The sequence below is a fragment of the Myroides fluvii genome (assembly GCF_009792295.1).
GTDB lineage: Bacteria > Bacteroidota > Bacteroidia > Flavobacteriales > Flavobacteriaceae > Flavobacterium > Flavobacterium fluvii_A.
Genome location: NZ_CP039934.1, coordinates 3,071,900 through 3,092,967 on the forward strand (window position 1 = coordinate 3,071,900; position 21,068 = coordinate 3,092,967).

Annotated in this window: 19 protein-coding genes; 10 read left to right on the plus strand and 9 right to left on the minus strand. The window is 37.0% G+C overall.

The window, feature by feature from the left end:
* The first annotated feature begins 77 nt into the window (after window positions 1-77).
* The 4 genes from FBR08_RS13730 (at window position 78) to FBR08_RS13745 (ending at window position 5,486) form a co-directional block, all read left to right on the plus strand.
* The gene (locus FBR08_RS13730) at window positions 78-710 is read left to right on the plus strand and encodes a nitroreductase family protein (RefSeq protein WP_158963234.1); all 633 of its coding nucleotides are present in this window, start codon (window positions 78-80) and stop codon (window positions 708-710) included.
* Window positions 711-741: 31 nt separating this feature from the next.
* Window positions 742-1,569, plus strand: coding sequence for a helix-turn-helix domain-containing protein (locus tag FBR08_RS13735; RefSeq protein WP_158963235.1), 828 nt, complete (start codon window positions 742-744; stop codon window positions 1,567-1,569).
* 57 nt (window positions 1,570-1,626) lie between these two features.
* Window positions 1,627-2,232: a DUF417 family protein gene (locus FBR08_RS13740; RefSeq protein ID WP_158963236.1), complete on the plus strand. Its 606-nt coding sequence runs from the start codon at window positions 1,627-1,629 to the stop codon at window positions 2,230-2,232.
* A 419-nt stretch (window positions 2,233-2,651) separates the two neighbouring features.
* On the plus strand, window positions 2,652-5,486 hold the full coding sequence (locus tag FBR08_RS13745; protein WP_158963237.1) for a TonB-dependent receptor: 2,835 nt from the start codon (window positions 2,652-2,654) through the stop codon (window positions 5,484-5,486).
* Between the two features lie 54 nt (window positions 5,487-5,540).
* Here FBR08_RS13745 and FBR08_RS13750 read toward each other — a convergent pair whose 3' ends face one another.
* Entirely contained in the window at window positions 5,541-6,632 is a 1,092-nt protein-coding gene (locus FBR08_RS13750; RefSeq protein WP_158963238.1) for a zinc-binding dehydrogenase, read from the minus strand.
* A 241-nt stretch (window positions 6,633-6,873) separates the two neighbouring features.
* On the opposite strand from FBR08_RS13750, the gene FBR08_RS13755 reads away from it, so the two are divergent.
* Genes FBR08_RS13755 through FBR08_RS13765 form a run of 3 tightly spaced genes read left to right on the plus strand, consistent with a single transcriptional unit; the run spans window position 6,874 to window position 10,023 of the window.
* Window positions 6,874-8,160 (plus strand): DUF5690 family protein, encoded by a 1,287-nt coding sequence (locus tag FBR08_RS13755; RefSeq protein WP_158963239.1) that lies wholly within the window; start codon window positions 6,874-6,876, stop codon window positions 8,158-8,160.
* Between the two features lie 22 nt (window positions 8,161-8,182).
* Window positions 8,183-9,340, plus strand: coding sequence for a TIGR03364 family FAD-dependent oxidoreductase (locus FBR08_RS13760; RefSeq protein WP_158963240.1), 1,158 nt, complete (start codon window positions 8,183-8,185; stop codon window positions 9,338-9,340).
* 2 nt (window positions 9,341-9,342) lie between these two features.
* Window positions 9,343-10,023: a phosphonatase-like hydrolase gene (locus FBR08_RS13765; RefSeq protein ID WP_158963241.1), complete on the plus strand. Its 681-nt coding sequence runs from the start codon at window positions 9,343-9,345 to the stop codon at window positions 10,021-10,023.
* 62 nt (window positions 10,024-10,085) lie between these two features.
* Here the strand turns inward: FBR08_RS13765 and FBR08_RS13770 are convergent, their stop codons facing one another.
* On the minus strand, window positions 10,086-10,664 hold the full coding sequence (locus FBR08_RS13770; protein WP_199268602.1) for a helix-turn-helix domain-containing protein: 579 nt from the start codon (window positions 10,662-10,664) through the stop codon (window positions 10,086-10,088).
* A 280-nt stretch (window positions 10,665-10,944) separates the two neighbouring features.
* On the opposite strand from FBR08_RS13770, the gene FBR08_RS16780 reads away from it, so the two are divergent.
* Window positions 10,945-11,082, plus strand: a complete 138-nt coding sequence (locus tag FBR08_RS16780) for a hypothetical protein (RefSeq protein ID WP_199268603.1) — start codon at window positions 10,945-10,947, stop codon at window positions 11,080-11,082.
* Window positions 11,083-12,271: 1,189 nt separating this feature from the next.
* Window positions 12,272-12,493: a helix-turn-helix domain-containing protein gene (locus FBR08_RS13775; protein ID WP_158963242.1), complete on the plus strand. Its 222-nt coding sequence runs from the start codon at window positions 12,272-12,274 to the stop codon at window positions 12,491-12,493.
* Between the two features lie 66 nt (window positions 12,494-12,559).
* Here FBR08_RS13775 and FBR08_RS13780 read toward each other — a convergent pair whose 3' ends face one another.
* The 7 genes from FBR08_RS13780 to FBR08_RS13810 all read right to left on the minus strand — a co-directional run bounded on the left by FBR08_RS13780 (window position 12,560) and on the right by FBR08_RS13810 (window position 18,094).
* The gene (locus tag FBR08_RS13780; protein WP_158963243.1) at window positions 12,560-13,000 is read right to left on the minus strand and encodes a hypothetical protein; all 441 of its coding nucleotides are present in this window, start codon (window positions 12,998-13,000) and stop codon (window positions 12,560-12,562) included.
* A gap of 33 nt (window positions 13,001-13,033) precedes the next feature.
* Window positions 13,034-13,846: a 5'-nucleotidase, lipoprotein e(P4) family gene (locus tag FBR08_RS13785; RefSeq protein ID WP_158963244.1), complete on the minus strand. Its 813-nt coding sequence runs from the start codon at window positions 13,844-13,846 to the stop codon at window positions 13,034-13,036.
* 148 nt (window positions 13,847-13,994) lie between these two features.
* Entirely contained in the window at window positions 13,995-14,933 is a 939-nt protein-coding gene (cysK, locus tag FBR08_RS13790; protein ID WP_158963245.1) for a cysteine synthase A, read from the minus strand.
* Between the two features lie 20 nt (window positions 14,934-14,953).
* Window positions 14,954-15,775: a serine O-acetyltransferase gene (locus FBR08_RS13795; protein WP_158963246.1), complete on the minus strand. Its 822-nt coding sequence runs from the start codon at window positions 15,773-15,775 to the stop codon at window positions 14,954-14,956.
* Between the two features lie 6 nt (window positions 15,776-15,781).
* A complete protein-coding gene (locus FBR08_RS13800) occupies window positions 15,782-16,156 on the minus strand; it encodes a winged helix-turn-helix transcriptional regulator (protein WP_158963247.1) in 375 nt (124 codons plus the stop codon).
* A gap of 1,307 nt (window positions 16,157-17,463) precedes the next feature.
* Window positions 17,464-17,658 (minus strand): cold-shock protein, encoded by a 195-nt coding sequence (locus FBR08_RS13805; RefSeq protein ID WP_002991706.1) that lies wholly within the window; start codon window positions 17,656-17,658, stop codon window positions 17,464-17,466.
* 16 nt (window positions 17,659-17,674) lie between these two features.
* Entirely contained in the window at window positions 17,675-18,094 is a 420-nt protein-coding gene (locus FBR08_RS13810) for a cold-shock protein (protein ID WP_158963248.1), read from the minus strand.
* A gap of 681 nt (window positions 18,095-18,775) precedes the next feature.
* Between FBR08_RS13810 and FBR08_RS13815 the strand changes: the two genes are divergently transcribed.
* Window positions 18,776-21,061, plus strand: coding sequence for a TonB-dependent receptor domain-containing protein (locus FBR08_RS13815; RefSeq protein WP_233266121.1), 2,286 nt, complete (start codon window positions 18,776-18,778; stop codon window positions 21,059-21,061).
* Window positions 21,062-21,068: the final 7 nt, after the last annotated feature.

Consider the following 21,068-nt stretch of genomic DNA (forward strand, 5'->3'; position numbering starts at 1 on the left):
AGTAAAGATCTCGGCTAGAATACGACAAGCCATTTCTTTATCCCTACTGTGTTTACTAATTTTAAAATAATAAAACTATGTCATTACTAGAAAATTTAAAATGGCGCCATGCCGTAAAAGCGTATGATGCAACCAAAAGAGTAAGTGAAGAACAGATCGATAAAATTATTGAGGCAGCGAGATTAGCGCCTACGTCTTCGGGACTTCAGCCGTTTAAATTGCTGGTTGTGAGAGATCAAGCGATAAAAGATAAGTTGGCAGAAGGAGCTTTGAATCCTGAATGTATGAGGGATTGTTCTCATGTATTAATTTTTGCAGCCTGGGATACGTATACACAAGAAAGGATTGATACGGTGTATGACTTTACAACTGATCAGAGAGGATTGCCAAGAGGGCGATTTGAGAGTTATACCACGAAGTTAAAAGAGATCTATTTAAATCAACCCGACGAAGTCAACTTTGCACATGCAGCGCGTCAGACCTATATTGCATTGGGGTTAGCTTTAGCACAAGCGGCAGAATTAAAAGTTGATTCTACACCAGCGGAGGGATTCAGTAATGCAGTGGTTGATCAAGTGTTAGATTTACAGCAATACGGCTTAAAAAGTGTATCTTTAATGTATGTAGGGTATGCAGATGCTGAAAACGATTGGATTGCACCGATGAAAAAGGTGAGGGTTCCAAAAGAAGAGTTTATCCTAGAATTCTAAAAACAGATGCCCATTATAAAAGTAAAACACGTTGAACAGCACAATTAAAATCTCCCACTATTTCTCTACAAGTGAAGTAGAAAACATACAAGCCCCCTATTACTACATCCTCTTATTGGATGGGGGCTTTGCTTTTTCGCTAGATCAAAAGAATTATCACTGTCAAGGAAAGACCATCTTATTCATGTCGCCTTTTCAACAGTTAGAATGGTTAGAAGTCAAGGGCAAGAGCACAACAATATTGTGTTTTCACGGAGATTTTTACTGCATTGAATACCATAAAAAGGAAGTCGCTTGCAATGGAATTTTATTCAATAACATCTACCATGCACCTTTTATTGGTGTTTCAGCTACTTTTTACGAGGAAATTCAGTCGTTATTCACTAAAATTGCGGAAGTTGAGGAAACTAATCTAGCCTATAATGTTTCGATTCTAAAATCTTATTTGCAATTGATCTTGGCTTTAGTTAACAGAGAAAAGCAACGAGAAATCCACCAGTGGGACTACAACTTAGAAGAGGATTGCCTCCAGTTTAAACATCAGTTGGAGCAGTCCTTTGCTCAACATAAATCCGTGGTGTATTACGCTGAATTAAATGGGATTGCCCTAGCTAGTTTTAGCAAGAAGATCAAAAAAATATATGGAAAAACGCCTACTCAACTCATTCAAGAACGCTTGGTGTTGGAAGCTAAAAAACTACTGCATTTGACAACCAAACCCATGAAGGAAATTGCTACCGCTCTAGGATTTGAAGATGAGTTTTACTTTAGCCGTTACTTTAAAAAGGCAACGGGCGTATCACCTAGCCAATTTCGAAAAGAGGTTGGGATTTCTATTGTGGCAAAAAAGTCTAGGTAATACCCCATTTTGTCCATGTTTTTGTTGGAGGTACCTGCGTATTTTTGAATTAAAAACATGACGAAATTTCTTCAACTGGCCGCCAATTTACAAAACAATTTTTTCAACGGATTACGCATTTCCATCTGCCTAGTTATGGTGTGGATTGGCGGTTTAAAAGTATTTCAATACGAAGCGGATGGCATCGTACCCTTTGTAGCCAATAGTCCTCTAATGAGCTTCTTCTATAAGCACGCCAATGATCGCGTGTTGGCAGACGATGGAAAAGAAGTAGCGGCTTACAATTTATATAAAAACCCAGAGGGAAAAACAGTCAAACAAAACGTAGACTGGCATACGCACAATGGAACCTATCTTTTTTCCTATGGTTTAGGCTTCGTAATTTGTGTGATTGGAGTTTTGGTACTACTAGGCATCTGGTTTCCCAAGATTGGAGTAGTAGGGGGACTGCTTACAGTGGGCATGTCTTTGGTTACACTGAGTTTTTTGCTCACTACGCCAGAGGTGTACGTTCCCAACTTAGGAGGGGATTTTCCTACCCCAAATTATGACTTTCCGTATTTATCAGGCGCAGGCCGATTGGTATTAAAAGATTGCATCATGCTTGCGGGTGGGCTATTGCTTATTTCGGATGGGGCTTGTAAAATGCTGAACAGAAAATAGAATTAGGGATATTGTGTTTGATAACAAGATGGGAATTATAAAAATTGTTGGAATACATTGTCTAGTTATTGGTTGTAATAAAACTAAATCCCGCGAGGAATAGGTATACGCTTTTTCTAAGCTAAAAAATCAATCAATAATCGAGGACTCTAAACCAAGCCATCTTTTATTGATTTTTTACAAATAGTAAACTTTTTAAAATAAAAGAGTTTGTTTTACTCCTTGTAAAAATAGCGTTCCTTTCGATTTAGCTCAAATTAATATTTAAGTAGCTTTAGATTAACTATTTGGTAATAGTAATGTATTTTTTACTGTGCTTTATTCATATAGATATAAAATTTTGTTAATCTAAAATAGTGACAAATAGTAAAAATTATTTTCAGTTTTGTATCGTTAAATACTAAAAATAAAACGGTACTATGAATACAAAGTTTACCCTATGTCTAATTTTATCTTTGAGTTTTGTGTCCATGATCGCTCAAAATAAAGTCTTAAAAGGAAGAGTATTAGACGGAGCAGAGCCCTTACCTGGCGTTGTTGTAGCCCTTGTGAAAGAGAATAAACACACGGCAACAGATTTGAATGGCTATTTTTTGTTTCAGGACTTGGATGAAAAACAGTATGAAATTCGGCTTAAATATTTCAGTTACAACGACAAGCAGGAAGTGGTGGATTTGACTCAACAAGACAACTATACTTTTCAGATGAATGCTGCTGGAAGTAATTTGGATGAGATTGTCATTACGTCTGCGAAGCGATTGAGTGAGGCTAAAGCAATTAATATGCAGAAGAATTCGATTAGCTTGGTGAATGTTATTGCCTCGGATGGGATTGGTAAATTACCCGATCGAAATGCAGCAGAAACGGTGCAGCGCATTCCAGGAGTTTCTATTGAGCGCGATCAAGGTGAAGGACGTTATGTTGCTGTTCGCGGTTTACCTGCTGAGTGGAATTCCACAACAATGAATGGTCATCGATTGCCTACAGCTGCGGATGAAGGAGCGAGTAGAGCAACGGCTTTCGATTTCTTCCCAACAGAAATAATCGGTTATGTGGAGGTTTTTAAGGCATTAACACCTGATATTGATGGGGATGCTTTAGGGGGTAGTGTGAATTTTATCACCAAAACGGCTCCTGCAGATTTTGTATTAAATGCTGCTGTAGGAATGGGGTACAATCAACTTTCAAATAAAGGGGTGTACAGCGGTAGTTTTACAGTGGGTGATCGTTCAAAGAATGGCAAATTTGGCTATATCGTCAACGCATCGCGATGGAATCGAAACTGGGCTACAGATAACTTTGAAGCAAGGCGTTCAGGTGATGAAGGTGTCTATCGATTGGAGTTGAGAGATTATACGGGAGAACGTCAAACAACAGGGGTAAACACAGGATTGGAATATAAATGGAGTGAAAATTCTAAATTGTTTGCCCGGTTGAATTATGGGAAACTATTGGATAAAGAATTACACTATAAAAGACGTATCCGATTTGATAAATTTAATGCAACAACGAATACGGGGCGAATTGAATTGCAAAATATCGTCAATGATTTGAACTTTGATTTCTATGGTGGTGAAGTAGGTGGAGAACATCAATTGACTAAAGGAAAGTTGGATTGGAGCTTGGGGCATTATCGAACAGCGTTTTATTATGGCAATATTCCAGATAAGGCCAATCACAGTTATTTAGCGATGATGTACACTCAAGATCAAGTTCCTTTTAATGCTGCTCTTTTAGAAGATAGAGGGAAGGGGATGCGCGCATATTGGGGAACGGATCAAGGGGCTCTGAATCAGGATAATATCTTCGATTATTTGGGAGATGCTGCTTTTGTGGAAGATCCAGCTAAAATGAAGTTTACGAACTTTCAGCTTTATAAAGTAGAGGTAAAAGAAAGAGATAATATTGTAGCTTCTGTAAATTACGAATGGGAATCTTCGAATCGATTGAAATGGAAATTTGGAGCTAAATTCGTTGATAAAGAGCGATCGGCTGAGTTTGCTGACGAGTTTTATGGATGGGCAGGTGCGCAAAGTGCTCCGGTGTTGGCTGATCAGCAACCCTATTTGGTGGGGCAACCTGGGGCTTCGGATTATTTAAAACCATTGAATACAACGATTGGCAACAGTTTTGGACCAGTATTGTCAAAAGAAGGGATGCAAGATTTTTACTACAATCACTTTTTTAATGGGGATTTGGCTTTGTTGAAAGGCGATTCAGAAATTTTAGCAGAAGGACGTGGACTAGGACGCAACTTTAAGGTGAGAGAACAACATTCGTCTGCATATGGAATGCTGACTTATAAAATCAATGACCAATTGACGTTCTTGGGAGGATTAAGAGCGACGCATACCAATACGACTATTGAAGGGTATAATTACCAACAAGACGAAGGGCAAACGGAAGGGAAACTAACCAAGGTAAAGGATAGAAAAGATTATTTGTCTCTATTGCCCATGTTGCACTTGAAATATACAATGGATGACAATACCAATCTTCGCCTGGCAATGACGAGAACATTTACGCGCCCAGATTTTGGGTATTTAGCCCCAGGTGGAACGTATTTGGCGGCGGATAATCAATATATCGGTGGAAATCCATCGGTTAACCCAACTTATGCCTATAATTTTGACCTAATGGCAGAGCATTATTTTGGCGAATTGGATGTGATTTCAGGAGGATTGTTTTATAAGAAAATTACAGACCCTATCTTTGTTAATGCTGAACAAGGGACATATAATGGAATCAGCGGAGTTGAAATGGCTCAACCTAGAAATGGGGATAATGCTTGGTTGTTGGGTGCGGAAATTAGCGGAAATAAGAAGTTTGACTTTTTACCTGGTTTTTGGAGTGGATTTGGAATGCAGGCGAACTATACGTTTACCAAATCCGAAATGAAAATTCCTTCCAGAGCAGGGGTTACGTCTCTGCCACGTCAGGCGAAACACTTGTTTAATGCGCAATTGTATTATGAAAAAGGGGGATTGAATGTGCGTGCGGCCTATAATTTCAAAGGAAAATATATTACCGAACACGGAGCAAGTGGTTTGTCAAGAGATGATGTGTATTATGGGAATTATGCCTCTTTAGATGTAAATATTACCTATAAGTTGAGTAAAAACTTTACCCTCTTCGTTGAGGCAAATAACTTACTGAACTCAAAATTAGAATATTACTATGGTGATTCTAGTCGCCCTTTACAAGTAGAATACTACGGAATCAAGGGAATGCTAGGATTGAAGTGGGAATTATAAAAGAAAAGTAGAAAAAAAAGAAGACCTGATTTTACATGAAATCAGGTCTTTTTTTTATTTCGTATTTGGAGTAATGCCTACCCGAAAATGTTGTCCAGTGGAAGCGGTTTGAAAAGCATCAGCTAAGTCTTTGAGGTGAAATTCGGAATGAACTAATGCTCCAAAGGGAAAATGAGTATGGTGTTCTTCTAGAAATTGAATGGCTGTAGCAAGATCTTCTGGGATATAATTGTGCAACCCTTTGATGGTTAGTAATTTTCGAACAAGTTGTTCTGCATTAATGGGGGTGGCGTCCTGATGAAATACAGCGCCAATCCATATGCTTATCCCTCCAATATCAAGAAGCTCAATGCTTTCTTGCATCACCGCGGGAATTCCTGTTGTATCTAGCACGATATCAATACTTAGCTGTAAATCAGCGAGTATTTTTTTCTTTTCCTCTGTCGGTAAGGTACTGTCTAAACTTAAATGAGCGCCAAATTTTTTCGCTATAGCAAGGCGTTCGGCATTGATGTCACAAAGGATAACCTGCTTAGCTCCTGCGGTTGATGTTTGGGCCGCCGCTGAAAGTCCCAACATCCCTGCGCCATAAATCAGCACGGTTTTATCTCGGAGAGGACCTGCTAGTCGGATACCACCGGCAATGGTAGCATGGGTGCAATTAAGGGGAGCGGCTTCTTTTAGGCTTAATTTGGAATTCAGCTTGAAAAGGGCTGTTCCTTGCTTTAAAATGCAGTGCGTGGCAAATCCTCCGTTTAATTCCTTGTTCTTAAAAGGATGATGCCCATATTTATAAAGAGAAATGGATTTTTGTGGATAGCCTTTTTGAGCGAATGGATCATGCTCATCATAGGTGTAAACACACCAAGTGATGAGGTCGCCAAGGGCTAAAGGTTGATTGGTGTAATCACGAGTGGTATTTGTAGGAAGATGTGTAATTCTCCCTACAATTTCGTGTCCTAATATGGTGGGAGAGTCCAACGGTCTCCTGCCACAATAGGTGTGTAAATCACTTGTGCAGATTGTTGTATAGAGGATTTCAACAACTGTTTCTCCTTCTGCTGTAGAGCCTAGTGTGATTGTTTTGGATTCAAATGTTTTTGTGCTGCTATCAAAAACAAATGCTGTTGCATTTTTTACTGTCATATTTTTACTATTTGTAACTATTTGTGTTTTGTGATAAAGAGGGGACAACGGCTTATTTTTGCCTTAATACAACCGGAATATCCTCTCTTGTTTTGTTGTGTATATTGGTTTTGTAAAGGTAATTACTTTGTTTTTAGGTTGTTGTTGAGGTTTTTAATGGTAACCTAAAGTTTACGATTCGGTAATATTCGCTTCTATTCTTTCTATTACATTTGTTTACAAATAATAAAATAATAGCCTGATGAAGTTATTTAAGTTTACAAATAGTAAAAATATGGAAACCTGGTTCTTATTGATTTCTGTTTTTATTTGTTATACCGGTATGTATGCGGTTCGCAAGTCTTTCTTAGCAGGACAATATGAAGATATGCATGTGTTTTTGAATATAGATCCTAAGATTTTACTTGTTATCAGCCAAGTATTGGGGTATATGATTTCCAAGTTTGTAGGAATTAAGATTGTCTCCGAAATGTCAAAAAGCAGTCGATTATATTGGCTGATTGGTGCAACAACTTTTGGTTTAGCGATGTTGGGGCTCTTTGCTATTTTGCCTTCTCAGTGGAAGTTTATAGCCTTGTTTTTAAATGGCTTGCCCTTGGGAATGATTTTCGGAATCGTTTTCTCCTATATTGAAGGACGCAAGAATACAGAGCTTTTAGCAGCTGCTTTAAGTGCTACTTTTATTTTTTCAACAGGATTTGTGAAAACGGTGGGTTTATTGCTCATCGCCAATTTTGAGGTAAATGAATATGATATGCCTTTTCTAACGGGTTTATTGTTTTTTCCACTCTTTCTCTTGTGTTCTTTTATTATGAATCAATGTAAAGGTCCTTCACAACATGATATTGAGGCTCGAAGTGAGCGAAAACCCATGTACAAAAAAGATCGCAAAGCTTTTTTGAAAGCCAATGGTTTGGGGTATTTGGGTTTGGTATTGATTTATGTCATTCTAACCATCGTTCGAGATTTTAGAGATAATTTCGTGGTAGAATTCTGGGAAGAACAAGGCGCAGCAGGGGCTCCTAACCTGATTACGTTAACGGAAATTCCCGTGGCACTCATTGTACTTGTCATAGCGGCTTGTTGTGTGTTAATTAAAGACAATAGAAGGGCGTTTAATATTGGAATTTACCTGACGGTAGCCGGGGCTTTAGCCATGGTAAGTACAACGATACTCTTTAAAGAAGGACAAGTATCGGCAATTGTGTGGATGATTGTTTCGGGCATTGGGGTCTATCTGCCTTATATTTTGTTCCACTGTTTGATTTTTGAGCGATTAGTGGCCTTGTTGAGCTTTAAAGGAAATGTGGGGTTTTTATTCTATTTCGCAGATTCCTTGGGCTATTTTGGCAGTGTAATTGTCCTATTGCTGAAAGAAATAGTCGGTTTTGAACAACGATGGACGGATTTCTTTATCCGATTGAATATCGAATCGGCTCTAGCGATTTTAATTGTGGCACTAGGTGTGGTATGGTTCTTTAAAAAGCAAATAGAAAAAAAACCAATCTTAAATAATATAACCGTTTAAACAGCGTAATAATACAGTAGATATGAATAGTAAATACGATCTAATCGTCGTGGGTGGAGGGGTTTTAGGAACCTTTCACGCTTACCACGCAGCACAAAAAGGATTGCGTGTATTGGTGATTGAAAAAGATAAACAACCGATGAGCGCGACGGTTCGAAATTTTGGACAAGTGGTTCCATCAGGTATGAATACCAAATGGCAAAATTATGGAAGAGAAAGCTTGCAACTATACAAAGAGCTACAAGGTCAATTTGATTTGTCAGTCCGCAACAATGGCTCTGTATATTTAGCTTCGAATGAAGAGGAATTAACCTTGTTAGAAGAGCTGCATGCAATAAATAAAGCAAATGATTATGAATCAACCTTATTGACGAAACAAGCGTGTTTGCAGCGATATGAAGGTGTAAAAGCATCTTATGTAAAAGGAGGTTTGTTCTTTCCACAAGAGGTGACGGTAGAACCGCGTACCATGATTCATCGTTTGCACGGCTATATGCAAGAGCGTTTAAGTGTTGCTTTCGCGTATCAAATGCAAGTGATTCACTGTGAGGAACAACCCGATCAAGTAACCATAACAACGGCAAAGGGGCAAGTGCTCCAAGCAACGAAAGTAATTATTTGTTGTGGTTCGGAGTTTAAAACGCTATTTCCCAGCGTATTTGAACAAAGTGATATGGAGGTGACTAAACTGCAAATGATGCAAACGGTTGCACAACCAAATAACTATCAGTTAAAGGGATCCATATTGACAGGGTTATCCATTCGTCGATACGAAGCTTTTTATGAATGTCCTTCTTTTGAAGCAATTAAAGCAAGAGAGCCTAAAGATAGTTTAGAGAAAAAATGGGGGGTGCATATTTTGTTTAAACAAGCGACAGATGGATCAATCATCATCGGAGATTCACATGAATACGCCGATGCTGCTCATATGGATGAACTAGGCTTCGATATCAAACAGGAAATCAACGATTTTATGCAGGAAGAAGCCAAGAAAATATTTGATTTACCTCGTTACGAAATTAGAGACACTTGGTTTGGAGTATATGCGCAATGTAAAAATGCAGATATCTTTAATCAAACCATCGGTCAAAATATACACCTTGTAACGGGAATAGGGGGAAAAGGAATGACAGGAAGTGCAGGATATGCAAAAGAGAATATTAATACGTTATTTAAATAAAAATGAAAAATATAGCATTAGTGGTTTTTGATATGGCAGGAACTACGGTTGACGAAGATAATTTAGTTTACAAAACCGTGTGTAAGGTAATTCGAGAGGAGGGGTATGAAGTGAATTTGGAGCAAACCTTAATCCATGGAGCTGGAAAAGAAAAGTTACAAGCGATTAAAGATATTCTCCATGCCTGTACAGACGAAAAAGAGGTAGAGCAACAAGCGAATTTGATTTTTAGAAATTTTAAAAAACAATTGGAAGATGCCTACACTATTTTTCCAGTCAAGACGTTTGATGGAATGGAGGACTTTTTTAAAGTGTTAAGAGCGCAGAATATCAAAGTGGTTTTAAACACGGGGTATGATGCCAAAACAGCCAATAAACTGTTGGATAAGTTGAATTGGCGAGTAGGAACTACCATAGATGGTTTAATTACGTCCGATGATGTAAAGGTGGGAAGACCATCTCCAGAAATGATACAACTGGCGATGAAGCAGTTTGATATCGTTGATGCTCAAAAGGTACTCAAAGCGGGTGACTCCATCATTGATATTGAAGAAGGGAAAAATGCAAACTGCGGAATGGTAGTGGGTGTTTTAACAGGGGCTCAAAATAGAGCTTTACTTGAAACGGCCGAGCCAACTCTCATTGTTAATGCACTCGTGGAGTTACAAGATTTGTTAGTGTAGAAAGTGATTATAGCAAAAAAAGGGATGGCATTTGAAGTAAAGCTATCCCTTTTTGATTGTATTTAATCGTTTTTATCATAAAAAAAGTAAACCACCAACATCAGACAGCTTTCTTGTGTTCGATTGATGGGGACATGTGGGATTCTACCATCAAATAGAATCGAATCTCCCGCTAGAACAACAACCTCGTCTTCTCCAATTACATACGTGCATTCGCCTGTGATCATATATTTAAACTCAAAGGCATCCGTTTCAACTTTGTCTCTTTTTGAATTTGGCTTAACCTCTAAGAGCACAGTCTCAAATCCGCAAGTATTCAGTTGCTTAGAAAAAATAGAGCGATACTCAAAACCAACCGCCATTTCTTCTTTTTCAATCACGGTATAATCCTCTTTCTTACACAATATATAATTCCCTTTCTCGGCTAATGTGATATGTTGAAAAAATTCGCCAACCTCAACATCAAGGGCTTGTATTAAATTTAATAGTACAGGTAAAGAGGGTATTGTTCTGCCGTTTTCAATTTTGGAAATTAATCCATTACTCACTTCTGCTTTGGTCGCAACCTGAGTAATTGTATATTTATTTCGCTTCCTAATTTCTTTGATTCGCTTGCCAATACCAATAAGGTAATTATCCATGTTGTCTTCGGTGTTTGAAAACAAATATAGTAAACTTTTGGCTAGTTCACCCGCTTTGAAAGCAATAAAGACAGGCTGTTTTATTCAGTCGATGGGGATCAAACGGATGGTATTGCCTCGAATTAAACCTTTTAGCATCGTGTGTTTTCATCTAGCTTCAAAAGGTGATTTTCGAAAGTAAATCGCTTCGATTTTGTCTTAGAAGAATATAGCATACTCATGGGGATTTGAGATTACTTTACTACCTTTGGCCTTGGTAAAAGTGAATTTTTGATCTAAAATGAGTAGAAACACCGCTTCAAATCGCAAAATTGTCAAAGATAAAATTGCGAAAAAAAAACAGAAAGAGCAAGAAGCCGCAGAAAAACGCAAAGCACTCTTGAAGGAAATCGTCAATCAAGTAACGAAAAAAGGATGAAGTTTTTATATCTAGGGGCACTTTTATTCGCCGGATATCTAGGGAACAGTCAAAATATCATTGACGTATTCCAAGATGACAACGAAGTTGTTTGACGATAATTTAGGTGCTACATTCAAGTAAAATCAATTGGATGCTATCCAACAATCACGATGAAAATAGTGCGCATTTAGAGCGATATATGGGGTAATTATAATTGAAATAAAAAAACAAAAAACTATTTCTCAGCTTCCATAAAAAATTGCGTCTCCCAAAACAATATTCCACGTATACGGAGAAATAGGTTTAAAGTCTGCACGCTTGCTGCATCCCGTAGCATTGGCGTAGGTTGATGAAAAAACTGTTTCTACTATCTCGGGTATATAATCTTTTATGTAAATCCTTACAAGGTTTTTCTCAAGCGCTTTACTGCAGTTCTATAGCTAAAACGTTGAGATTTTTAGGTATTGTGGGATTGAGATAGTGTATGATTTTAATTTAAAATTAATAGGGTTGATATTACTTTTATTTTACACTTACACTTATACTGATCTGTTGTTTCACCTGCTCATAAGCAGTGCTCAGAGCAGGATAAACAAACAAAAAACGAGATAATCATCTCTTGCATTCATGCCTACAAGTGCAATCCAGATAGAGAGTTTGCCTTACCTTATAGCTATGTAATTATAATTCTCAGGTCAAAGATTAGAACAAGTGACGAAAACACAAAAAAACGTTAAGATGAAGTATCAAAGACATACAAATAACCTAGACTTTTGTATGCTGTATTTTATGACCTAGTCGTTTGGGAGTGTGTAACTAAGTTATAGTTGAAGCACAATAGCGATACTATTATGACTATTTTGCGCTTGAATCTTTCGTTTTAAACCGAACTATCACAATGCATTTCCCTCGCACAAAACCCGTTGTATTCGTTGTTTTTACTTGGAATAAAATGATAAAATATTTACTTTTAGGGTGTAAAATCGCGTAAAATAAATACTTCCTCCAAAAAAACATAACGTATTGTGTTTAGAGGTGTTTGCACGAGGAAATGATCCCCTCCTGCAACATATGTAGCGTTGGCTACTTTTAGGTAATCAATACGCGGAGAACTAAAATAATTAGTCGGTAGTGATCATCCTTTTGCTAAGATAGGAAAAAAAAATAAAACTCGGATTTTTTTCCGAAAAAAAATAAAAAAATTATTATGCCCAATAAGAATAGAAGAATTGTGGAGTTTATCCGAGATGAGTGGTTAAGCCAATACACCAACAACAGTCAATTTGCTCGAGATCACGACATTGATGAGAAAATGGTCCGCTTGATTAGAGATGATAGCACCTATACTATTAGCTTAACCACCTTAATAAAAATTTGCGATGCAAAAGCGATATCCTTACAGGAATTCTGTACGTTAGCTCAAGTCTAAGAAACCAACGCATAAACAAAGACATAAAAAAAGCCTTCAATTTTGAAGGCTTTTTTTAATGTGATCTTATTGTCTTTTATAAGTAACTCTAACAGGAAGATTGAATCCTCTCATATTGATATCGTATAGCACCGTTAATTGTGATGCTGTAACTGCTTGTATCGTTCTCGGTGTAAGTCTAGCATCATCCGAATTGAAGGTAATAACCATCGCGTTGATTTCCCCTTTTACATCAGGTTGAACACCACTTTGTTTTCTTTTTTCAACTAGTACTGCTTTGTCACTAGTTAAAACTAATACATCTTCTTCAACAGCGTCTTCTCCTGGGAATTCTTTAAATTTATGTTTCATCGATGGTCCATTAGGGATTGAATAAAACAAACTATCCGTTACCCATGTTCCTTCGTAATCACTTTTTTTGCGAATAACAGAATTGTCATCGCTTGAACAACTACTGATTGCAAATGGCAAAGCCAAAAAAGCGCAAATAGCTACTAATTTTTTCATTTTGTCGAGTTATTAATTTTTATTTTTGTCGGTTTAAAAGCCCTTTACACTTTTATTGTAAAGCTCGTCTTTTTCTTCTGTTGTCAGATTGCGTTTGTATTCTAACAAAGCTGATTCCCAATCTCCATATCCTGTATTGGGTAAAACAATGAATCTCTTGCCAAATAAAGCTTGATTATGCTTTACATTTTGCAAGCGCTCTTCTTGTGTTTTTTTGTCAAAAGCAGTAGAAAAATCAGAAAGGTTATCGCCAAGTAGCATAACGATTTCGTGAGTTTCACTTAACTTTTGTCTTCTTGTTTCTTTGCTAGATTCTGTGGTGCGCACAATCACATGATGCTCATCGGCAAAAGGATAATTGTACTTCTTTAAATTCTTTAGGGTACCCGCCTTGTCATTTTGCGTGCGGTTGGTAATATAATACACTTCGATTCCCTTAGAAGCAGCGTAATTGAAAAATGCTAAGCTCCCTAATAAAGGCAGTGCTTCTCCTTTAGCAGTCCAAGTATTCCATGTCTCTTCGCTGAATACTTTACCCTGGCGTGCCATTTCAACAGCATAGGGTGAATTGTCTAAAAATGTTTCGTCAATATCGGTTACAATAGCCAAAGGCTTGTCAAATTGTTGCGTTAAGATTTCGTCTACTCTCAACGTAGCTATATTGAAGGCTTGTGCAGCTAAGGCTTGATATTCAGCGGCATTCTGTTGAAATACGGCTGCGTATAATTTACCATTTACTTCAATGTTGTGTAAAGGATCGGTTGTTGAAGTAACTTGACTTGAAGGGATTGTTTTACATGCAGATAAAACTAGAAGTCCTGCAAGAAGAAAAGTTCTTTTTAACATAGGCTGAATTTACTATTTATTAAAAGACAAAAGTACAATATAAAATTCGAATAGGATGAATTATGTGAAAGAAGGTAGGGGAGGACCAATAAAAAACCTTTCTATTTTAGGATAGAAAGGTTTTAGTATGGATGTGTATTACGAGAACTTATTCTTTGTATTCGGCTGCTTTTTCATCAAATAGATCATCTACAGACCAATAGCGTTCTCCTGTATCATAGTTAAAGGTTAATATCGTAGCGCCAGCTTCGATTTCAGGCAATTTTTTCGCAATAGCAGCAAGTGATGTTCCAGTTGAGATTCCAGCTAAAATACCCTCTTCTTTAGCGATGCGATTGGTATACGCAAACGCCTCGTCTTTATCAATGGTAATAATCCCATCGAAAATAGCCGTATTAACTACTTTTGGTATGAATCCAGCGCCAATACCTTGTAGGGGGTGAGGGCCTGGTTGCCCACCACTTAATACAGGTGAGTTTTTCGGCTCAACTGCAAATACCTTTAGCTTAGGGAATTTTTCTTTTAACACCTCAGCCACACCTGTAATATGTCCACCAGTTCCCACTCCGGTAATGAGGTAGTCAATTCCTTCTGGAAAATCGTTGATGATTTCTAAAGCAGTGGTTTTACGGTGAATTTCTGGGTTTGAAAAATTGTTGAACTGTTGAGGTACCCATGCATTTTCCATTTGTTCTGCTAGTTCTGTAGCTTTGGCAACAGAACCTGCTGTGCCTAATTCTCTTGGGGTTAACACGAATTTTGCTCCAAATGCAGCCATGAGTTTTCTTCTTTCGATACTCATGGATTCCGGCATAACCAAAATTAACTGATAGCCCTTAACCGCACAAACCATGGCCAATCCAACTCCAGTATTTCCTGAAGTAGGCTCAATAATAGTCGTGTTTTTATTGATTATTCCTTTTGCCTCCGCATCTTCAATCATAGCTAAAGCAATGCGATCCTTTAAACTTCCTCCTGGGTTTTGTTTTTCTAACTTTATCCATACATTGATATTTTCTGGAAAAAGCTTGTTAATTTTTACGTGAGGGGTACGCCCTATAGTTTCTAAAATTGTCTGTGCTTTCATAAACATATTTTTTTGTGTCGTTATATAATAAAATTGATAGGTTCTGGATATTTGTCTGTATACTTGGAATATACCTTACTTTTACTGTAAATAATAGAGTTGGGATCTACACTTTTGGTCAACCATACGTTACCCCCAATGACAGAGTCGTGACCAATAACCGTGTCTCCTCCTAAAATCGTAGCCCCTGAGTAAATAACAACATTGTCCTCAATGTAAGGGTGGCGACGCGTATTGGCTTTGTCTTTAGAAACAGAAATAGCACCTAAGGTAACACCTTGGTATATCTTAACATTGGCGCCAATCACACAAGTTTCGCCAATTACAATTCCCGTTCCGTGATCGATGCAAAAATGAGAACCAATACTAGCGGCAGGGTGAATGTCTATTCCCGTTTTATTGTGTGCATATTCCGTCCAAATACGGGGTAGTAATCGCACTTGCTGCTGCTGCAATTGATGAGCAAAGCGATAAATAGCAATTGCATAAAAACCAGGGTAAGCAATGTGTACCTCCTGAAGGCATGTAGCTGCAGGGTCATTTTCTAAAATAGCAGTGGCATCAGTATTTAATAAAGTATAAATAGAAGGGAGTGCATCAAAAAAATCAGTCGCAATTTGATGCGAGCGATTTTCTAAATTATTAATGCTAAATAAAATAGAGACCATCTCATTCTTTAGCGTGTTTAATCGGATGTTAATCGCTTGCTCAGAATGATATCGCTTGTCTTCTAATTGAAATAAAAAATGGAATAGCGTATCTGTAAATTGCTCCATTCTTTTTTTGTCTAAAAAAGCGGTAGTGCTTTCGTTTTTATATAGTAATTCTTGAATAAAATCCATTCGATATTAGATGTTGAAGGTTAAGGAATGATTGATTTCGTGTTTGTTTTCATCTGTTAATTGTGTCGCTCTACTCGGAGCTTCTTTTTCACCCCAAGCAGAAAGTGCTTCTAAAATAGCATAAAGTGATTTTCCCTTGGAACTCAATTGATATTCTATTGTTATAGGTGTTTCCGTAATGATGCGCTCAATGAGATTCAATTGCTCTAACATTTTTAACTCAGAGGTAAGCATCTTGCTTCCAATTTTAGGTAAACATTGCTGTATGGTGGAGTAACGCCCCCGATCGATATGAAACAAGGTTACCAAGATAGGAACTCTCCATTTTCCATTGATGGAATGAAGCGTATGTTGAATCGCATGAAGATCTAACGTTGTCATTTTTGGTTTCTTTTAAGAAAGTAACTTTCTTTATAGAAAGCTAATGTAAGCAAAAGTAGATAAAAGACAAGTGGCTTAACGTTTTTTTAGTATATTTATCTACTATATCTGACTAAATTTAGTTTTTATAGTGTAATTAATATACTCATTGCGACTAAAGAGTATCTTTTTGGGATAATAATTGTTAAAAGCGAAGATGTTGATGTTGGGTTTCACTGAATTAATCAGTATCTTTGATTCAATAAGAAAGAGAGGCATTTTTTAGGATGCTTCGAAAAGAATAAATGGTTCTTTGGATGTTTGTTTTTGAAATAGATTTATTTTTAAGATTTCTTTTGAGCGGCTACTTGTAAGGAATTTGGTTTTGTTGTTTTGTTGTTCTATTTCAAATGGGAAATAACATGTACAAAGATACTATAAATCAGAGAGTGCCTTTTTGAGGCACTCTCTATTATTTTTAAAACGACTGACTTTAGTAGTTTTTAAAACAAGAATCTCCTTGATTTAGAAAAAATCATATATGTTACGTTTAGCGCAAAAGCTATATTTTTAGTCCTCAACTTTTGCGCTTGTTACGTAATTTTACTCCCTTCAACTCCTTAGCGATTTACTATTTTATTTTCTGATTGAAGATGATCCGCTCTTCAAATCAAAATCATCTCCTGTAAAAAAAAAACCCTATTTTAAATAAAAAAATCTACATGATTAACGAAAGAGTAATGTGTACCTTTAGCATTTGTTTCTGAGCTTTTACCAAAGCGTAGATAATACAAAGTGAATGCCTTGCTATTTTACCCTACCTATGATAAGTCGATTTTTAGTCTATGTATTAGTATTGTTGTGCCTGTATACGATCGTCCATACATGTATAAAAGGGCAGTTGTGGAATAAAAACAAAGCGCTTTACCCTAATTTGTATTCCCTTAAATCTTTTGTGATGGCCATACTATTCGCTCCAATTCTACTACTGTTAATTTTAAAGGATTTTAATTGGATATAAAATAAGTGTAAAGGATTTACTAGTATGAAGTAAAACATTTTTTTATACGCTGTGGAGAACTTGTACTTAATACCGCAAAAAGGGTTAAAAACAAGGCTTTAGCCAAATTTAAAGAATATGCTTATGAAGTTTCACTTGGATGCATAAGAAGAAAGCTGATGCGCCATGGTTACGTCTGACTTTTTCGAATGTTCTCATCGAGTTGCTAGAATAAACCATCATTTTTTAAAATAAAAAAAACCAATTCTACAGCGAGAATTGGTTTTTTAAGATTATTTACGGCAAAACCGCAAACAGAGAATTTAAACTATCTAACTCGTCTAACTTCAACTGCGTTTAATCCTTTTTTTCCTTTTTCAACTTCGTAAGTAACTACGTCGTTTTCACGAATACGGTCAACTAACCCTGAAGTGTGAACGAAAATATCTGCTCCGTTATCGTCTGGTGTGATAAAACCAAATCCTTTAGTTTCATTAAAAAACTTTACTGTTCCTTGTTGCATAATGTATAAAAATTAATTATTCTTTTTTAGCGGCATTCACCGCGCGTATTCCGTTTTTACTTTGTTCTAGCTTAAAGCTTATTTGTAGTCCCTTTTCTAAGGGAACGTTCAGTTCATTCTGGTGAAGGAAGATGCTTTCTCTTGTTTTTGAATCAATAACAAAAGCATATCCTTTGTCCGTTACGTAGCTGATAATGCCTTCGTGATCTTCTTGAGTGATCTTTTCCATTTTCAGCGTTTCCTTCTTCTCTTGAGCCGCTTGTTCTTCAGGTGTAAGGTGAGTCAATTGTCCCATCTTGTTCACGTAAACAAATAAATCCTCTAACTCCTTTCCTTTGTTGTTGTTTTGTTTGCGCTCCTCTCTGCGTTTTAATTTTTCGTCTTGTTTTTGCTTCTTTTTTTTGTTGTTCTCTTTCTTAAAAAATGAATCTGCCATTAATTGAATTATAAGTGAATCAATACACTATTGTGTGTTTTTTTGTTTGTAAATAGTTATCGTTTACACGATACAGAAGAACACTTTATTATTAAATTAGTAGTCATCATTTTAAACGCTCCTGTTGTGAGAAACGTCGGTGTGTTGCAAAGTTGTTTTGAAAAACCTACTTACTACGAATGAAAATAAAAAAATATTTATCCTTTTGATAAATGCAAAAACAGTAGTAAAGGTTTGAAAAAATAAACACAGTTTTAGAGCTGTGATAAAATTTACTAGGCTATACAATTTTGTTTAATTGCCAAAATCAGAGCAAAGGTAGAGTTTTTTTCTGTTTTTTCTGTTTTTTTGATGTTTTGTTTTTGTTTTTTTGATGTCTACATGCTGTAACTGTCCTAGATTCGCTGTAAAATCATGGTTTATAGCGAATTTTCGAGGCCCAAAAATATAAAAAACACTGGACTAATCCACTATTTTTAATCAAAAAAAATTGCGCACCCCACTTTAACCATCGAAAGTGATCTTTACTTTATTTAGAATTATTCTTGTTAGTAAGCTTTTTTACCCTACTTTTGTTTTTATTTAAACTAAATATAAATAAACAAAGTGTTGCGTAAACTTATTTTATATAGCGTGTTTCTTTCCTATAGTGCTATAGTGGCTCAACATAAGATTTCTTTTTTGATTGAAGATCAAGAACAGCAATCGATTCGAGCTGCTGTACTTTATCTCAACCAAACGACCTATACTGCGGATCTATCTGGGCGTATTCATCTTGAATTAAAAGAAGAGCAAAAAGCAAGCGTAATGGTATATGCTGAAGGGTATCTACCCTTACAACAAGAAGTGAAACTATACAACGGCAGCGCTTATACCCTCAAATTAACCAAAGAAGTGACGCTTTTAGACAATATTCAAATCGCTAAGGCAGCGGAAGAGAAGGAGGTTAATCGCGGTATTATACGCGCTTTGGAAGTTGATGCTAAAAGCCAAGTACTTCGACCTGCATCTTTGAGTGATTTGATGAATCGAACAACCGGAATACGCGTTAGAGAAAGTGGAGGCCTAGGGGGAGAAACAAATGTCAACCTCAACGGCTTTCAAGGACATGCCATTCGCTATTTTAAGGATGGAATTCCGCTTAATTATCTCGGAAGTGCTTATACACTCGCTACGATTCCTTTGGATGTGTTAAACAAAGTAGAAGTTTACAAAGGCGTGATTCCTGCATATCTAGCAGGTGACGTCTTAGGAGGGGCAGTTAATTTTGTTTCTAGTACGAACCAGACCAATACACTTAGAGTTTCGACAGTATATGGTTCTTTCAATACTTGGCGTACCGCAGTACGCGGACATTTCAACCTCAATGATAACATCTACGTTGGCGGGGAATTTTTCTCTAACTATTCGGATAATGATTATAAAATTAAGACGCCTAATCCAGAACTAGCACAAGACGTCGCTCAAGTGCGTTTATTTCACAATCGCTACAGACAATATTACACCAATGCATATGTAGGAGCAAAGCATTTAAAAATTGCTGATGTTTTACAATTTGATCTGAGTTATTATGCGTTAGATAAACAAATTCAGCATAGTCCCACAACGATGCTTACTCCATTTGGTGGAATTGAAGAGCGCCAACACAGTTGGGTACCTACTTTGCGCTACAAAAAGAAACTCGTACAAGACCGACTGTCTATCGATCAATTTGTCGCTTATAACGTCGTGAAAAGCAAAACGATAGATACGTTACAAGGGCGCTATACTTGGTTAGGAGAATTTGTTCCGAGAGGATTCAGAGGAGAAGGGGACCATCCCACGCAAGCGAAAATTGATATGACTTTTTTTACCAGTCGTACGTTGGTGGGCTATCAGTGGAATAAGAATCAACAGTTGTGGTTCAACACTACCTATACTTATGCCAAGAGAATCGGTACGGATGATTATGGCAAGAGAATAGAAGAAACTCAACAACCAATTATGGAGGTTCCTTCGTATTACAAGAAAAATGTCATCGCTTTAGGATGGACCAGTCAATGGTTGAACGCCCAATTGGAAACAACACTTTTGTTGAAAAAGTATAACTATACCAGTGAAGGACTCAATACCGCCTATCAAGTGGATTGGAGAACAAAGGATCTGCATACTACTTCCAATAATGCCTGGGGATGGGCCATGGCGTCCAAGTACCAAGTAAAGGAAAAGATCAATCTTCGCTTTTCTATTGAACATGCCCGTCGATTACCTGGTTATAGCGAACTCTTTGGGGATTATCTATTTATTGCATCTAATTTTGACCTGAAACCTGAACAGAGTTTGAATTTTAATTTGGGAATCGAACATGAACTGGGGCGATTGAAATACAGTTTTACTTCCTTTTATCGTCATACCAAGGATATAATTGTTCTAACAGCAGGAAGCCCCCCTTTATCGCTTTTCATTAATAAAGAACGAGCAGTAGGGTATGGTTTTGAAGGAGATTTGTCGTTTCAATTTACACCAACAACTAAAATTTACGGTAATTTCACTTGGCAAAGTATTCGCTATGGTCGTTTTGAAAACATAGCAGATCAATGGCTTAAGGGAAATCGAGTGCCTAATATTCCGTATTTCTTTGCCAATCTAGGAGGAGAACGAAAATGGAAGCAGCTCTTGACTACACAAGACGTATTAACGCTGTACGCACAGGCGAACTTCGTGCGCGAATTCTATATTCAACCCATTGATAAATCGATGGAACCTAGTGGGTTTCTCGGGCTCTTTGGTCGGAGTAAAGGGGATGTGAAAAATATTGTTCCCGATCAAACTGCTTTAATTGCGGGTATTGTGTATGAATGGCCTTCTAGTGGGTGGTCTATAGGACTGGAGGGAAGAAATTTACTGAATCAAGATTTATATGATTATTACAAAATTCAAAAAGCAGGTAGGAGCTTCTATCTGAAATTCAATTATAAACTCAATTAATCTATGC

Excerpts from the sequence above, each read along its gene's own strand:
- FBR08_RS13730 (WP_158963234.1), top strand. The coding sequence starts at position 78 with ATGTCATTACTAGAAAATTTAAAATGGCGCCATGCCGTAAAAGCGTAT.
- FBR08_RS13740 (WP_158963236.1), top strand. The coding sequence starts at position 1,627 with ATGACGAAATTTCTTCAACTGGCCGCCAATTTACAAAACAATTTTTTC.
- FBR08_RS13745 (WP_158963237.1), top strand. The coding sequence starts at position 2,652 with ATGAATACAAAGTTTACCCTATGTCTAATTTTATCTTTGAGTTTTGTG.
- FBR08_RS13750 (WP_158963238.1), bottom strand. The coding sequence starts at position 6,632 with ATGACAGTAAAAAATGCAACAGCATTTGTTTTTGATAGCAGCACAAAA.
- FBR08_RS13755 (WP_158963239.1), top strand. The coding sequence starts at position 6,874 with ATGAAGTTATTTAAGTTTACAAATAGTAAAAATATGGAAACCTGGTTC.
- FBR08_RS13760 (WP_158963240.1), top strand. The coding sequence starts at position 8,183 with ATGAATAGTAAATACGATCTAATCGTCGTGGGTGGAGGGGTTTTAGGA.
- FBR08_RS13765 (WP_158963241.1), top strand. The coding sequence starts at position 9,343 with ATGAAAAATATAGCATTAGTGGTTTTTGATATGGCAGGAACTACGGTT.
- FBR08_RS13770 (WP_199268602.1), bottom strand. The coding sequence starts at position 10,664 with ATGGATAATTACCTTATTGGTATTGGCAAGCGAATCAAAGAAATTAGG.
- FBR08_RS16780 (WP_199268603.1), top strand. The coding sequence starts at position 10,945 with ATGAGTAGAAACACCGCTTCAAATCGCAAAATTGTCAAAGATAAAATT.
- FBR08_RS13775 (WP_158963242.1), top strand. The coding sequence starts at position 12,272 with ATGCCCAATAAGAATAGAAGAATTGTGGAGTTTATCCGAGATGAGTGG.
- FBR08_RS13780 (WP_158963243.1), bottom strand. The coding sequence starts at position 13,000 with ATGAAAAAATTAGTAGCTATTTGCGCTTTTTTGGCTTTGCCATTTGCA.
- FBR08_RS13785 (WP_158963244.1), bottom strand. The coding sequence starts at position 13,846 with ATGTTAAAAAGAACTTTTCTTCTTGCAGGACTTCTAGTTTTATCTGCA.
- cysK (WP_158963245.1), bottom strand. The coding sequence starts at position 14,933 with ATGAAAGCACAGACAATTTTAGAAACTATAGGGCGTACCCCTCACGTA.
- FBR08_RS13795 (WP_158963246.1), bottom strand. The coding sequence starts at position 15,775 with ATGGATTTTATTCAAGAATTACTATATAAAAACGAAAGCACTACCGCT.
- FBR08_RS13800 (WP_158963247.1), bottom strand. The coding sequence starts at position 16,156 with ATGACAACGTTAGATCTTCATGCGATTCAACATACGCTTCATTCCATC.
- FBR08_RS13805 (WP_002991706.1), bottom strand. The coding sequence starts at position 17,658 with ATGCAACAAGGAACAGTAAAGTTTTTTAATGAAACTAAAGGATTTGGT.
- FBR08_RS13810 (WP_158963248.1), bottom strand. The coding sequence starts at position 18,094 with ATGGCAGATTCATTTTTTAAGAAAGAGAACAACAAAAAAAAGAAGCAA.